This window comes from Alkalihalobacterium alkalinitrilicum, assembly GCF_002019605.1.
In the GTDB taxonomy this organism is placed as follows: Bacteria; Bacillota; Bacilli; order Bacillales; family Bacillaceae_F; genus Alkalihalobacterium; species Alkalihalobacterium alkalinitrilicum.
In genome coordinates this window covers 1,856,466-1,871,239 of record NZ_KV917368.1, presented here as the reverse complement: position 1 = coordinate 1,871,239, position 14,774 = coordinate 1,856,466, and the positions used below count along the sequence as shown (strand labels likewise).

The following is a 14,774-nucleotide window of genomic DNA, read 5'->3' as shown; positions in this document are numbered from 1 at the left end:
AATGAAAAAAGTCATGTATTTAGAGTTTGAAAGGTGTATCGGCTGCCGCTCGTGTCAAGCGGCGTGCCGCGAATGTGGTGGGCATGATGCGAAAGAGCGGAACTATGTAGAATATGTTGACTTCATGGAGAGCAGACATACGTTCCCAATGCTCTGTATGCAATGTAAAGATCCAGCTTGTGCACGTGTATGTCCAGCAAATGCGATCCAAATTACAGAAGAAGGTGTTGTACTCTCGGCAATGGAAGAAAAGTGTATCGGTTGTCGAAACTGTACATTTGGATGTCCATTCGGAATACCTAAATTCGATTTTGAAGAAAATAAAATGTACAAATGTGATATGTGTTACGACAGAACGCAATACGGGATTTCCCCGATGTGTGCATCAGTTTGTCCAAGTGATGCCATTCGCTTTATCGACTTTGATGAAATGCAAGCGTTACGAAGACGTCGTACACAAATGAATTTAATTGAAGGAAAAAAACCTACTGAGCAAGATAAATGGCAATATGTACCTGAGTTTTTCGGAGTATATTCAGATTAATAAGATTTCAAGACCAGAGGAGGGATAGAGATGACAGATAAAAAGAAACTCGGTCTAAATAAAAAAGATAGTAACGATGACATGATTAATCTCGTCGATAATTTAAATCGCGATGATGATATGAAATTTAATCGCCGTGCCTTTTTAAAAACTGCAGTAGGGACATCAATTGCACTAGGACTTGCAACAGTTCCATTTTCAGTAAGGGCGATGCTCGGAATGGCTGAAGAAGAGTTTGAGCGAACGGAGATTGCTAAGACAGCCGATGTACCAAAAGGAAGCTCGGTAACATTTAAATATCCAACTGACAACGATCCAGCTTTATTAATTCATACGAAAAATGGTGATTGGTTAGCGTATAATAGTGCGTGCCCACACTTAATGTGTCCTGTTTTCTATGAGCCTGAGAAAGAAGAATTAGTATGTCCGTGTCACAAAGGCTATTTTGATCTACATAGTGGGCAGCCGATGGCAGGACCACCTCAGCGTGAACTCCCATTAATTGAAATCGATATTTCAAACGGAGTCGTTTATGCAATTGGAAGGAAAGTTCGCCATGGGTAAAAAAATATGTTGGGGTATTATATTTATAACTATCGCGATAAATGTCGTCATGCTGCAATGGACGATTGAGGCTTATTTAGGATTAGAATATGAAAAAATTTATGGATATACTATAGTTGGTGTTGTTTCAGCGATAATCGCATTTATCACATTTTTGAAATGGCGTAAATTAGAATATACCAGTGAGTAAATGAAAAGCCAACAATCTTGTTGGCTTTTCATTTACTCACAAATCGAATACATATAGTGCATGATAAAAAATAATGAAAAAACTAATTTATTACCAAAAAGTTTAACCTGTCCTGGAAAGATAAGATGTAATAGAAAGATTTCTTTCATACCCAAATAATATAAATCAATTGCCGTTCTTTTTTTTAATAAAAAGATCTCATTTGTGGGGAAAATATATTAAATGAAGTATGAAAGAGTTTTGGACACGAATAAGATTTCAACGATAATGTTAAAGCTCATAAGGTTATAAGGGACTGTATTCAAACATTCCCTTTAGACAACAAGCGTCATAATTAGGAAAAATAACCCCGAATTTTTCAGGGATTTCACCGATTGATAATAGCTAAAAGCTAGCGTATCATCATCAATAAGAACTTTTTATGTAATTACAGTATTTACAGTGAAAAGGTTATAAAAATATTAAGGTTGATGATTAAATATGGAGGTTATCCATAAATTATGGAAATGAACTGGATGACTGACAATAAAATACCATTTTTATTATAACTGTAAAAACAAGATGAAAATTAATGATGTATAAAAAGAAAGTAAAATTGGAGTGAAGCTATAGTGGAGAAGCGAGCGGTAGAAATGAAAAGGTTTTTCAGTGAATTGTCTCCTGAAAACCAGCAGATCCTACTGGATGCAGGGACACCTGTGATCGCAGATGTGGGTACAGTTCTTTTTGTTGAAGGAGATTACCCTGAATTTGTTTATTTAGTTCGATCGGGTCAAGTTAGTTTAAGTAAAATGACGATTGATGGAAAAGAATTCTCGGTACATTTAAAACAAAAAGATGAACTGGTCGGTGAAGTTGGCTTATTCAATGAAATGGCGATTAGCGTAACAGCGAAGGTGGTTGAAAAAGCAGAACTTATACGGTTCGAACGTACACATCTAGAAGCGTTATTTTGCCAAAATGGTGAAATTGCGATGGCATTTATGAAGTGGTTTACGAGGCACACACAATCTACACAAGCTAAATTCCGTGACCTTTTATTATGTGGAAAAACAGGTGCAATTTATTCAACATTAATTCGCTTTTCTAACTCTTACGGTTTAGAACATGATAGTGGTGTGAAAATTAATGTAAACTTAACGAATCAGGACTTAGCTAATTTTATTGGTACGTCAAGAGAAAGTGTAAATCGTATGCTCAATGATCTAAAGAAAGAAGATATCATTGAACTTGAGGAAGGGCATATTGTTATTAAAGACATGCAATTCCTAAAAGATTACCTACATTGCGGTGACTGTCCTGTTGAGATATGTACAATTTAAGAAGAAAGGTTGACTATAGGTGTTTCCCACTCCTCTATTTTGAGGTTTGCGAGTCATTGGAGTCAGCCTCTTTTGTTTTGTTTGATGTGAATGGGAAGAGTGATTTTCACAAAGTGATGAGTGTTTGCAGATACCCAAATAGCCAAGCACCTGCTTGCTTGGCTATATCCCAAAGCAATATCAATCGCCTTAATAAAAAATGGTTAATCATATGCTGCCTGAAAACTTTAGAAAAATTCTCCTGTCGCAGCTATCGAGAGCTCATGTGCAAAAACTCTTTCACCAAATTGAGTCAATAACGTAATACTTTTGATTTGAAAAGATTGATGATCACGTAGTTCGTAATCGACTAAAATTCCGTCCGCTAATTTTTCGCTTCCAGAAAAGATTTCTACTTTTTGTCCTTCCATTGAACGGTATTTCGCTTTTAAAATAAATTCACGCCACTCGGTATATTGATTGTAAATAAACGCTTGTCCTCCGTCTATCAAATATCCCATAAAAGCTCGAGTATCGTCGACCATTGCGTCATCACAATGATTGGAAAGCTCAACAATTAATCGATGAATAGTATCAAATTCGACTAAATCCAACTCAGGAGGAAATGAAAGAAACCAATATTTCTCGTTTGAATGATGTACTATATTTAAGTCATTGTTGCGATCAAGTTTGATTTTTAGTTGTTCCGTTGTATGATTAACAACTGATCCTTCGAACGAAATCTCCATAGGATTCATTTGTTTATATGAAATTGTTACGTATAACATAATTAACATCCTTTCTACCTTATGTGCTTCTTTTACTTTAGCAAACCTTCTCTATTGTGACAGTGCAAAAAATCACACAAAAAAATAAATTGAAGTGTGATGAATTTCACTTCACCACATCAAACTATTTGTTAAAGTATGTGTATAAGATACTGCTGAATAAAGAGCAGATCTTTTTCTCCCCCAGTAACTGGCGCCATTCTCCCTATCTGAAGCTTTGCTGAACAGCTTTACTTGAGATTAGCGCCAGTATACCCAATTAAACTGCACACTTTTGTGATTAAGGAAAAAAAAGAAAGGCGGGGTGAAAATGAACTGGTTTATTCCTCGTGAACATGGGGCGTGGGCAATGTTAATTGTTCCGTATTTATTGGGTATTCTGTTTAGCACGACGAACTGGACCCATCTCTTTTTCTTTATCGGGATATTAAGCTTTTACTTTGCGACAGGTCCAATTCTTGCGTATATTAGACAACCTAGATTAGGAAAGAGCGTTCTTCCTGCCATCGGATTATATACCATTATTGGGAGTCTATTCTTCATTCCAATCATTATTCAACTTCCTTTTTTAATGGTGTTGTTCCTTTTCATTAGTCCGTTCTTCGCTGTGAATTTATGGTTTGCAAAGCAAAAAAAAGAACGTTTATTTATTAATGATGTTATAGCTATCTTCGGCTTTTCATTTTTAGTCCTAATTGCATTTTATATCGGTAATCGTGAAATTCCGATCCAAGCGTATATGCTCATGCTCGTAAATTTATGTTTTTTCATTGGTAGTGTGTTTCACATTAAGACTTTCATTCGGGAACGAGGAAACCAACACTTTCATAAACTTTCGAACATTTATCATAGTAGCTTAATTATAATACCACTCTTATTTGGTCTACCTTTTATTGCTTTAGCCTTAGCTGTAAGCTCATTAAAAACATGGATCATGCCAAGGAATAAAAAAATCAAACCAATGACATTAGGTTTGATTGAAATGGGAAACAGTGTTGCTTTTATAGTTCTATTAGTCGTGTTTCTCACATAAGTAATCCCCGCTAAAGATGGTTGTCATCTTTAGTGGGGATTAACTTAATATCAAGTATAAAAAAAAAATTTTCGTCTTGTTGTCATAATGATAGCTTAATTTGGTTAATACACAGAGGTGAGAAGCTCATTAGGTATGATATCATTATCTTGAATGTTGGTTAATAAATCTTCTTGAAACATGAGATATAAACCTTCGAGATATTGGGTCCATTTTCTTGCAGTTGTGATGTTACGTTTATTTGGAAAGGACGAATAATTTGATCAATACGGTGATTGTGCGCATCAAAGTGCCTGATTCTAGGGTGATTTTCAACACGCGCATTTTCTTCAGTGAACTTACGCCAACGAGTGGAAGTTTCATTTGAGAACGCTTTCATTTTTCTGTTTCGTAAATTTTATATTCTTGCGTGTAGGAGTCAAGAACACGATGTAAAAAGGATTGTTTAAGTGATCAAGTTGGTCACGTGCTTGTAGAAAACGATCAAATGAATAGGTGGTTCTTTTTTCAATTATATCCATATTATTAAACTTTTATGAATATTCTAATAAATATAGCTTATTTATGTATGGAAGAATTGTCAACTGCGTTCTATAAAAGAAAAGTCAGTTAAAATAAGCTCTCTTATCGTTCACACTGTAAAAATGGAACAAATAGATTGATTTTAATAAAATGCTCGACTAGAATTGAAAATGTTGTGAATTTTACGGAATGATTTTTTACAGATAGTTGTGCTGATAAATTAAAGGTTATCAGGAGAAATTATTAGAAGGGTTGCTAATTCAATCTTTTTCTTGAATCTATCCCTGGTCTCACTGTAAGTTTTAATTTCCTACAAGAGGTCCCAAAAAAAGAAATATAGTTCTGAAGATAAGAGAGGCTTTTATAAATGAATATGAAACCGAAAACGACTTTAATAATATTTGGTGCTACTGGTGACTTGGCAAAACGAAAACTTTATCCTTCAATTTTTAATTTGTTCAAGGCGAATAAGTTGTCTGCAGAATTTGCAGTTGTTGGGTTAGGAAGACGTCCCTGGACAAATGAATCACTGCGCGAAACCGTTAGTCAATCTTTAATACAAACAGAAAATGAAGAATTAGTCGCTCAGTTTTGTGAGCATTTTTATTACTTACCTTTTGATGTGCAAGAGAAAAAGTCATATCACGAACTAAATTCATTATTAGGTGAGTTAGATACTAAGTTTCAAATACCTGGAAATCGTATTTTTTATATGGCGATGGCTCCTGAATTTTTTGGTATGATCGCTTCCAATTTAAAATCGGAAGGATTAACTGAAACTAATGGGTGGACAAGGCTTATTATTGAAAAGCCATTCGGACATGATTTACCCTCGGCTCAGCAGTTAAATAGGGAAATTCGTGAAGCTTTTTCGGAAGATGAAATTTATCGTATCGATCATTATTTAGGCAAGGAAATGGTTCAAAACATCGAAGTAATCCGCTTTGGTAACGCCATTTTTGAACATTTATGGAGTAATCGTTACATCGAAAACATTCAAATCACTTCTAGTGAAACATTAGGGGTAGAGGACCGTGGTGGTTATTATGAAAAGTCGGGCGCTCTCCGTGATATGGTTCAAAATCATATGTTACAAATGGTTTCTTTATTAGCAATGGATCCGCCGTTGCGGTTAACTCCTGAAGAAATCCGCAGTGAAAAAATTAAAGTTTTACGTGCACTAAGACCTGTTCCTCATGAGAAAGTGAGCGATTATTTTGTTCGAGCTCAATATGGACCAGGAAAGGTCAATGGGAAAGAGGTTCCAGGGTACCGTAGCGAAAAGAATGTGGATCCTCAATCTTATACAGAAACGTTTGTTGCGGGAAAACTTATAATTGACAGTCATAGATGGGCTGGCGTTCCTTTTTATATTAGGACTGGTAAAAGAATGCGTGCAAAATCAACAGAAGTGGTCGTCCAATTTAAAGATTTGCCGATGAATCTATACTTAAATCAAGAAAAGAAAGTGCATCCTAATTTATTAATTATTCATATTCAACCAGATGAAGGAATCTCATTAATCTTAAATGGCAAAAAAGTTGGAGCATCAGGTGGAAGTGAGCCAGTTCAGCTTGATTATTGTAATGATTGTGTTGATTCTGGCAATACGCCAGAAGCGTATGAACGTCTAATTTATGACTGCATGCTAGGGGATGCCACGAACTTTGCTCACTGGGATGAAGTTGATCTATCGTGGACATTTATTGATACAATTTCAAAAACTTGGGAAAGTCGAGAAATTGAAATTCACACATATGAAACAGGTTCAATGGGACCTAAAGCAGCTGACGAATTATTATCTCAAGATAACAATCATTGGTGGTCCATTAACGAGATCAATAAATAGAAATAGGGATTGATATATAAATGAAAGTAATTGATATAAGTGTTCCTATTTATGAAGGAATGTCCGTATAGAAAAATAAACCTGAAAAACAAGCAATTGGAACAACTTGTCGTTCCATGTAAGGTGTTGGATTTAACAGATTATTATGATTGAAGGCTTGCAATTAAAAGACGTAGAAGCAAAAGATTATTTGCTGGTCGCTGCACAGTTAAAATTAATCGGTACAGATGCTTCACTAGCTCGAGTATTATTAATAGATGGAGTATCTTTATAATCTAAAGGGAGAGGTTTAGGGTCATCCGCAGTTCACAAGGAACCGATTATATTAATGAAGTAAAAAGAAGAAGCATGAGGATTTGTACTGAACCTCATGCTTCTTTTGCATTTATAGAATCGTACGTTTCTGAAATGAGAAAAATTTTGTTAGTGGAAACCTATCTTATTTTTCGAGCCATTGAGTATGGAATGTTCCTTCTTTATCAATTCGTTGGTACGTATGAGCTCCAAAATAATCTCGTTGTGCTTGTAAAAGGTTTGCTGGTAAGCGTTCGCTGCGGTAGCTATCAAAATAAGAAAGTGCACCTGACAAAGTAGGTACAGGAATCCCGCTTTGTACTGCAAGCGATATCACATCACGTAACGCACCTTGATATTGATCCGAAATACCTTTGAAGTATGGATCTAATAAGAGGTTTTCTAAGTTTGGATTTTGATCATAGGCTTCCATAATATTTTGTAAGAAGCCAGCTCGAATAATACAGCCCTCTCTAAAAATCATGGCAATTTTTCCGAATTGAAGATTCCAATCATATTCTTCGGAAGCTGCTTTTAACTGTGCAAAGCCTTGTGCGTAAGAAATAATTTTACTAAAATACAATGCTTGCCGGATTGATTCAATAATTTCTACTTTATTTCCCTTAAATTGAGGTTGGTTTGGCCCTGAAAGGATGGAACTTGCTTTCACACGCTCTTGCTTCATAGCAGAAAGAAAACGAGCAAAAACCGACTCTGTGATAATAGGTAACGGTACACCGAGATCTAAAGAACTTTGGCTTGTCCACTTCCCAGTTCCTTTCTGTCCCGCTGTATCTAAAATTAAATCTACGATTGCTTCACCTGTTTCAGAGTCTTTCTTCGTAAAAATGTCAGCGGTAATTTCAATTAAATAGCTATCTAATTCACCTTTGTTCCACTCAGAAAAAATTTCATGTAGTTCGTCATTATTTAAATTTAAACCTTGCTTCATTAGAAAATAAGCTTCACAGATTAATTGCATATCACCGTATTCTATACCATTATGAACCATTTTTACGTAATGTCCTGCACCGTCTGGACCAATATATGTACAACAAGGCTCTCCATTAGCTTTAGCAGATATATCCTCTAACATGGATTGAACTAAATCATATGCTTCTTTTTGACCGCCAGGCATAATTGCAGGACCTTTTAATGCACCTTCTTCTCCTCCTGATACACCCGCTCCAATAAAATGAACGCCTTTTTCAGCCAGGTATTGATTGCGTCTTATCGTATCTACATAATATGTATTTCCACCATCAATTAAGATGTCTTTTTCGTTCAAATAAGGGATTAATGATTCAATGGCTTTGTCAGTTACTTCACCAGCTTGGACCATTAATAAGATCTTACGAGGTACTTCAAGAGATTGTACAAATTCTTCAATACTATGGGTGCCGGCAATTTGTTTATCGGAGTGTTCTCGAGTAATATTTTTTACTGTTTCAGATGAAACGTCATAGATGGAGACTGTATAGCCTTTACTTTCGAAATTTAGAGCTAAACTTTTTCCCATGACGCCAACACCTAAAACTCCAATTTGTTGTTTTGACATTCCTGTTTACATCCTTTCTTGTTCACCTATTTCATGACAACATAAGAATAATACCGAACTATTGTGTTTATGTAAAACGTATCTTTATAGCTTACGATCACACTATACTATTTATAGTATATATTTTGCTGTATTTCTTTCTTTTATTACAATGAAATCAATAAATCTTTTTTTGGGTATGAAATGCTACTTCATCAATAAAGCAGTGCATTAGCTATGAAGTAAAGAACGATCAGTATAAATGTTGAAAACTGTTTTTATAGTTATATTGAAGAAAAGAGAGTTTAGATATTAAATCAAATAAAAGATAAGGCAATTTAGCATTGCGCATAATTTTTGATGTGGCGGTCGTACTTAATGAATTAAACTTCATTAGAGCATATTGAAAAAACTTTTATCTCTATTGCAAGTGTTATTTATATTTGATAATATAACAATTGTCGTTTTTTGATTGATGCATTCAATTATTTCACCCTAGCATTATTTTTCTTTTAAAAAAAGGGTTGCGAAAACGCAAATATATTAGTATAATAAATTTTATCGCTTCTGAAACAAGATAAAAAGTTTTAGAAGTAATGATGAACTAATAGAAAAAAGATGTTGAAATGAAGTTGTTATTGTGATATAATCTAATTCTTGTCGCTAACAACGATTAATAAAGTTCTTTGAAAACTGAACAAAAAGCCAAGCGAAATAAAGAGATACATGATATCTCGTCAATGTTTTAAAAACGTCACGTTTGTGACAATGAGCTTAATCAAACACTTTATTGGAGAGTTTGATCCTGGCTCAGGACGAACGCTGGCGGCGTGCCTAATACATGCAAGTCGAGCGGACCTTTCAAGAGCTTGCTCTTGAAAGGTTAGCGGCGGACGGGTGAGTAACACGTGGGCAACCTGCCCTGTAGACTGGGATAACTTCGGGAAACCGGAGCTAATACCGGATAATCAATGACACCACATGGTGTTATTGTAAAAGTTGGGTTTACCTAACACTACGGGATGGGCCCGCGGCGCATTAGCTAGTTGGTGAGGTAATGGCTCACCAAGGCGACGATGCGTAGCCGACCTGAGAGGGTGATCGGCCACACTGGGACTGAGACACGGCCCAGACTCCTACGGGAGGCAGCAGTAGGGAATCTTCCGCAATGGACGAAAGTCTGACGGAGCAACGCCGCGTGAGTGATGAAGGCCTTCGGGTCGTAAAGCTCTGTTGTTAGGGAAGAACAAGTACCGTTCGAATAGGGCGGTACCTTGACGGTACCTAACCAGAAAGCCACGGCTAACTACGTGCCAGCAGCCGCGGTAATACGTAGGTGGCAAGCGTTGTCCGGAATTATTGGGCGTAAAGCGCGCGCAGGCGGTCTTTTAAGTCTGATGTGAAAGCCCACGGCTCAACCGTGGAGGGTCATTGGAAACTGGAAGACTTGAGTACAGAAGAGGAGAGTGGAATTCCACGTGTAGCGGTGAAATGCGTAGAGATGTGGAGGAACACCAGTGGCGAAGGCGACTCTCTGGTCTGTAACTGACGCTGAGGCGCGAAAGCGTGGGGAGCAAACAGGATTAGATACCCTGGTAGTCCACGCCGTAAACGATGAGTGCTAGGTGTTAGGGGTTTCGATGCCCTTAGTGCCGAAGTTAACACATTAAGCACTCCGCCTGGGGAGTACGGCCGCAAGGCTGAAACTCAAAGGAATTGACGGGGGCCCGCACAAGCGGTGGAGCATGTGGTTTAATTCGAAGCAACGCGAAGAACCTTACCAGGTCTTGACATCCCTTGACACCTCTGGAGACAGAGCGTTCCCCTTCGGGGGACAAGGTGACAGGTGGTGCATGGTTGTCGTCAGCTCGTGTCGTGAGATGTTGGGTTAAGTCCCGCAACGAGCGCAACCCTTGATCTTAGTTGCCAGCATTTAGTTGGGCACTCTAAGGTGACTGCCGGTGACAAACCGGAGGAAGGTGGGGATGACGTCAAATCATCATGCCCCTTATGACCTGGGCTACACACGTGCTACAATGGATGGTACAAAGGGCAGCGAAACCGCGAGGTCGAGCCAATCCCATAAAACCATTCTCAGTTCGGATTGTAGGCTGCAACTCGCCTACATGAAGCCGGAATCGCTAGTAATCGCGGATCAGCATGCCGCGGTGAATACGTTCCCGGGCCTTGTACACACCGCCCGTCACACCACGAGAGTTTGTAACACCCGAAGTCGGTGGGGTAACCTTTTGGAGCCAGCCGCCTAAGGTGGGACAGATGATTGGGGTGAAGTCGTAACAAGGTAGCCGTATCGGAAGGTGCGGCTGGATCACCTCCTTTCTATGGAGTATTTACTCTAGTCGATGCATACTTCGAGTATGTACGCTTTGGTCTTTTTTGTTCAGTTTTGAGAGAACTCAAAACTCTCTGATTTACTTTTTGCATCTGTGTCTACGAGCAACGCTTCGAAGTAAGCTTCCTCGATGCAAGGCTGCAAGAAGTATAACTTAGATGACTGTTCAAGTTGTAATTGAAGTCAGTTGCCTTGTTCAGTTTTGAAAGAATTTACTTCTTTCAATTGATATATTTCTAAATTAAGTGACGAATTAGAAGCAAGGAGTACGAGGCGGCAAGCTCACGAGTAGCGGAATGTACGTTTAAAGTGTACATGAGCAACGCAGAGAGCGCAGCCAACGAAGTAATCCGCCGCTTATCATTCGTCAGTGGTTCTTTGAAAACTGGATAATGACTAGAAATGACATCAAGATTTCACTGGGTTGCACATTGTGTAACCAAGAGTAACTTGAGTCGTCAAGAATTCAACAACCTTTATAGATTTAAGAGACAAATTAGAAGCAAGGAGTACGAGGTGGCAAGTTCTCAAGTAGCAGAATGTACGTTTAAAGTGTACATGAGCAACGCAGAGAGCGCAGTCAACGAAGTAATCCGCCGCTTATCATTTGTCGAATGGTTAAGTTAGAAAGGGCGCACGGTGAATGCCTTGGCACTAGGAGCCGAAGAAGGACGCGACGAACAGCGAAATGCCTCGGGGAGCTGTAAGTAAGCTTTGATCCGGGGATATCCGAATGGGGGAACCCACCATCCGTAATGGGATGGTACCCATACCTGAATACATAGGGTATGAGGAGGCAGACCTGGGGAACTGAAACATCTAAGTACCCAGAGGAAGAGAAAGCAAATGCGATTTCCTGAGTAGCGGCGAGCGAAACGGAATTAGCCCAAACCAAGAGGCTTGCCTCTTGGGGTTGTAGGACGTCTCACATGGAGTAAGAAAAGACGATCATAGGCGAAGCGGTCTGGAAAGACCCGTCAGAGAAGGTAACAACCCTGTAGCCAAAATGATCGTCTCTCCGAGACGGATCCTGAGTACGGCGGGACACGTGAAACCCCGTCGGAAGCAGGGAGGACCATCTCCCAAGGCTAAATACTCCCTAGTGACCGATAGTGAACCAGTACCGTGAGGGAAAGGTGAAAAGCACCCCGGAAGGGGAGTGAAAGAGATCCTGAAACCGTGTGCCTACAAGTAGTCAGAGCCCATTTACGGGTGATGGCGTGCCTTTTGTAGAATGAACCGGCGAGTTACGATCCCGTGCAAGGTTAAGCTGATAAGGCGGAGCCGCAGCGAAAGCGAGTCTGAATAGGGCGAATAAGTACGTGGTCGTAGACCCGAAACCGTGTGATCTACCCATGTCCAGGGTGAAGTTCAGGTAACACTGAATGGAGGCCCGAACCCACGCATGTTGAAAAATGCGGGGATGAGGTGTGGGTAGGGGTGAAATGCCAATCGAACTCGGAAATAGCTGGTTCTCCCCGAAATAGCTTTAGGGCTAGCCTCGAGGGAAGAGTATTGGAGGTAGAGCACTGATTGGGCTAGGGGTCCCCACAGGATTACCGAACTCAGTCAAACTCCGAATGCCAAATACTTATCCTCGGGAGTCAGACTGCGAGTGCTAAGATCCGTAGTCAAGAGGGAAACAGCCCAGACCGTCAGCTAAGGTCCCCAAGTATACGTTAAGTGGTAAAGGATGTGGAGTTGCCCAGACAACCAGGATGTTGGCTTAGAAGCAGCCACCATTTAAAGAGTGCGTAATAGCTCACTGGTCGAGTGACTCTGCGCCGAAAATGTACCGGGGCTAAACGTATCACCGAAGCTACGGCTTGTCCTTACGGACAGGGGTAGGGGAGCGTTCTAAGTGCAGCGAAGTCAGACCGGAAGGACTGGTGGAGCGCTTAGAAGTGAGAATGCCGGTATGAGTAGCGAAAAGAGGGGTGAGAATCCCCTCCGTCGAAAGCCTAAGGTTTCCTGAGGAAGGCTCGTCCGCTCAGGGTAAGTCGGGACCTAAGCCGAGGCCGAAAGGCGTAGGCGATGGACAACAGGTTGAAATTCCTGTACCACCTCCTCACCGTTTGAGCAATGGGGGGACGCAGTAAGGTAGGGTAAGCGCGCTGATGGATGCGCGTCTAAGCAGTTAGGCTGGTAAGTAGGCAAATCCGCTTACCATAAAGGCTGAGCTGTGATAGCGAGGGAAATTAAGTACCGAAGTTCCTGATCCTACACTGCCAAGAAAAGCCTCTAGCGAGGTGAGAGGTGCCCGTACCGCAAACCGACACAGGTAGGCGGGAAGAGAATTCTAAGACGCTCGGGAGAACTCTCGTTAAGGAACTCGGCAAAATGACCCCGTAACTTCGGGAGAAGGGGTGCTCTGTTAGGGTGTATGCCCGAGAGAGCCGCAGTGAATAGGTCCAAGCGACTGTTTAGCAAAAACACAGGTCTCTGCGAAGCCGCAAGGCGAAGTATAGGGGCTGACACCTGCCCGGTGCTGGAAGGTTAAGGGGAGTGGTTAGGCGCAAGCCGAAGCTGTGAACCGAAGCCCCAGTAAACGGCGGCCGTAACTATAACGGTCCTAAGGTAGCGAAATTCCTTGTCGGGTAAGTTCCGACCCGCACGAATGGTGTAACGACTTGGACACTGTCTCAACGAGAGACCCGGTGAAATTATATTACCTGTGAAGATGCAGGTTACCCGCGACAGGACGGAAAGACCCCATGGAGCTTTACTGTAGCTTGATATTGGATTTTGGTACAGCTTGTACAGGATAGGTAGGAGCCTTGGAAGCGTGAGCGCCAGCTTACGTGGAGGCGTCGGTGGGATACTACCCTGGCTGTATTGAAGTTCTAACCTCGAACCGTGATCCGGTTCAGGGACAGTGTCAGGTGGGCAGTTTGACTGGGGCGGTCGCCTCCTAAACAGTAACGGAGGCGCCCAAAGGTTCCCTCAGAATGGTTGGAAATCATTCGTAGAGTGCAAAGGCATAAGGGAGCTTGACTGCGAGACCTACAAGTCGAGCAGGGACGAAAGTCGGGCTTAGTGATCCGGTGGTTCCGCATGGAAGGGCCATCGCTCAACGGATAAAAGCTACCCTGGGGATAACAGGCTTATCTCCCCCAAGAGTCCACATCGACGGGGAGGTTTGGCACCTCGATGTCGGCTCATCGCATCCTGGGGCTGAAGTAGGTCCCAAGGGTTGGGCTGTTCGCCCATTAAAGCGGTACGCGAGCTGGGTTCAGAACGTCGTGAGACAGTTCGGTCCCTATCCGTCGTGGGCGTAGGAAATTTGAGAGGAGCTGTCCTTAGTACGAGAGGACCGGGATGGACACACCGCTGGTGTACCAGTTGTTCCGCCAGGAGCATAGCTGGGTAGCTACGTGTGGACGGGATAAGCGCTGAAAGCATCTAAGCGTGAAGCCCCCCTCAAGATGAGATTTCCCATTACGTTAAGTAAGTAAGACCCCTTAGAGATGATGAGGTTGATAGGTCTCGGGTGGAAGCGTGGTGACACGTGGAGCTGAGAGATACTAATCGGTCGAGGGCTTATCCAAAACATAAAGCGTTGATATTCTTCTAGTACATTATCCAGTTTTGAGAGAATGACTCTCAATCATAAGCATCGAAGAACTTCGAAGCTTATCACAACTTAAAAAAGGATTTTCAGAAGCAAGAAGTTCGAGGAAGTGAAATTCTGAGGAGTGGAGCGTATCGGAAAGGTAACCGACTAAGTTCGTCACGTCCTGTGACAACGTCGGCACTAGTACATCCTGTACGTCGGAGCACCGCAAGAATTGAAACTGAC

8 protein-coding genes, 2 rRNA genes and 1 pseudogene are annotated in these 14,774 nt (G+C 41.0%); 9 read left to right on the top strand and 2 right to left on the bottom strand.

The features are described 5' to 3' along the window. Position 1 precedes the first annotated feature (1 nt). The 4 genes from BK574_RS08670 to BK574_RS08655 all read left to right on the top strand — a co-directional run bounded on the left by BK574_RS08670 (position 2) and on the right by BK574_RS08655 (position 2,620). Positions 2–544: a 4Fe-4S dicluster domain-containing protein gene (locus BK574_RS08670; RefSeq protein ID WP_078428328.1), complete on the top strand. Its 543-nt coding sequence runs from the start codon at positions 2–4 to the stop codon at positions 542–544. A 30-nt stretch (positions 545–574) separates the two neighbouring features. Then, positions 575–1,108: a QcrA and Rieske domain-containing protein gene (locus BK574_RS08665; protein WP_078428327.1), complete on the top strand. Its 534-nt coding sequence runs from the start codon at positions 575–577 to the stop codon at positions 1,106–1,108. Next, a complete protein-coding gene (locus BK574_RS08660; protein WP_078428326.1) occupies positions 1,101–1,298 on the top strand; it encodes a hypothetical protein in 198 nt (65 codons plus the stop codon). The genes BK574_RS08665 and BK574_RS08660 overlap by 8 nt, the downstream gene beginning before the upstream one ends. 611 nt (positions 1,299–1,909) lie before the next feature. Beyond that, positions 1,910–2,620: a Crp/Fnr family transcriptional regulator gene (locus BK574_RS08655; protein ID WP_078428325.1), complete on the top strand. Its 711-nt coding sequence runs from the start codon at positions 1,910–1,912 to the stop codon at positions 2,618–2,620. A 227-nt stretch (positions 2,621–2,847) separates the two neighbouring features. On the opposite strand, the gene BK574_RS08650 is transcribed toward BK574_RS08655, so the two are convergent. Then, a complete protein-coding gene (locus BK574_RS08650; protein ID WP_078428324.1) occupies positions 2,848–3,387 on the bottom strand; it encodes a hypothetical protein in 540 nt (179 codons plus the stop codon). 310 nt (positions 3,388–3,697) lie between these two features. On the opposite strand from BK574_RS08650, the gene BK574_RS08645 reads away from it, so the two are divergent. The 3 genes and pseudogenes from BK574_RS08645 to BK574_RS28375 all read left to right on the top strand — a co-directional run. Continuing rightward, entirely contained in the window at positions 3,698–4,420 is a 723-nt protein-coding gene (locus tag BK574_RS08645; RefSeq protein ID WP_078428323.1) for a YwiC-like family protein, read from the top strand. An 889-nt stretch (positions 4,421–5,309) separates the two neighbouring features. Beyond that, on the top strand, positions 5,310–6,791 hold the full coding sequence (gene zwf, locus BK574_RS08640; protein ID WP_078428322.1) for a glucose-6-phosphate dehydrogenase: 1,482 nt from the start codon (positions 5,310–5,312) through the stop codon (positions 6,789–6,791). A gap of 139 nt (positions 6,792–6,930) precedes the next feature. Next, a pseudogene (locus tag BK574_RS28375) lies at positions 6,931–7,065 on the top strand (cyclase family protein); the annotation flags it as partial. Positions 7,066–7,230: 165 nt separating this feature from the next. On the opposite strand, the gene gndA reads toward BK574_RS28375, so the two are convergent. Continuing rightward, a complete protein-coding gene (gndA, locus tag BK574_RS08630) occupies positions 7,231–8,643 on the bottom strand; it encodes an NADP-dependent phosphogluconate dehydrogenase (protein WP_078428321.1) in 1,413 nt (470 codons plus the stop codon). Between the two features lie 766 nt (positions 8,644–9,409). On the opposite strand from gndA, the gene BK574_RS08625 reads away from it, so the two are divergent. Both BK574_RS08625 and BK574_RS08620 read left to right on the top strand, forming a co-directional pair. Then, positions 9,410–10,962, top strand: a 16S ribosomal RNA gene (locus tag BK574_RS08625). A gap of 629 nt (positions 10,963–11,591) precedes the next feature. Then, positions 11,592–14,523, top strand: a 23S ribosomal RNA gene (locus tag BK574_RS08620). The 16S and 23S rRNA genes sit together here, the layout of an rRNA operon. Positions 14,524–14,774: the final 251 nt, after the last annotated feature.

Bases quoted from the DNA above. Each gene is read 5' to 3' on its own strand.
- BK574_RS08670 (WP_078428328.1), top strand. From the start codon at position 2: ATGAAAAAAGTCATGTATTTAGAGTTTGAAAGGTGTATCGGCTGCCGC.
- zwf (WP_078428322.1), top strand. From the start codon at position 5,310: ATGAATATGAAACCGAAAACGACTTTAATAATATTTGGTGCTACTGGT.
- BK574_RS08660 (WP_078428326.1), top strand. From the start codon at position 1,101: ATGGGTAAAAAAATATGTTGGGGTATTATATTTATAACTATCGCGATA.
- BK574_RS08665 (WP_078428327.1), top strand. From the start codon at position 575: ATGACAGATAAAAAGAAACTCGGTCTAAATAAAAAAGATAGTAACGAT.
- BK574_RS08645 (WP_078428323.1), top strand. From the start codon at position 3,698: ATGAACTGGTTTATTCCTCGTGAACATGGGGCGTGGGCAATGTTAATT.
- gndA (WP_078428321.1), bottom strand. From the start codon at position 8,643: ATGTCAAAACAACAAATTGGAGTTTTAGGTGTTGGCGTCATGGGAAAA.
- BK574_RS08650 (WP_078428324.1), bottom strand. From the start codon at position 3,387: ATGTTATACGTAACAATTTCATATAAACAAATGAATCCTATGGAGATT.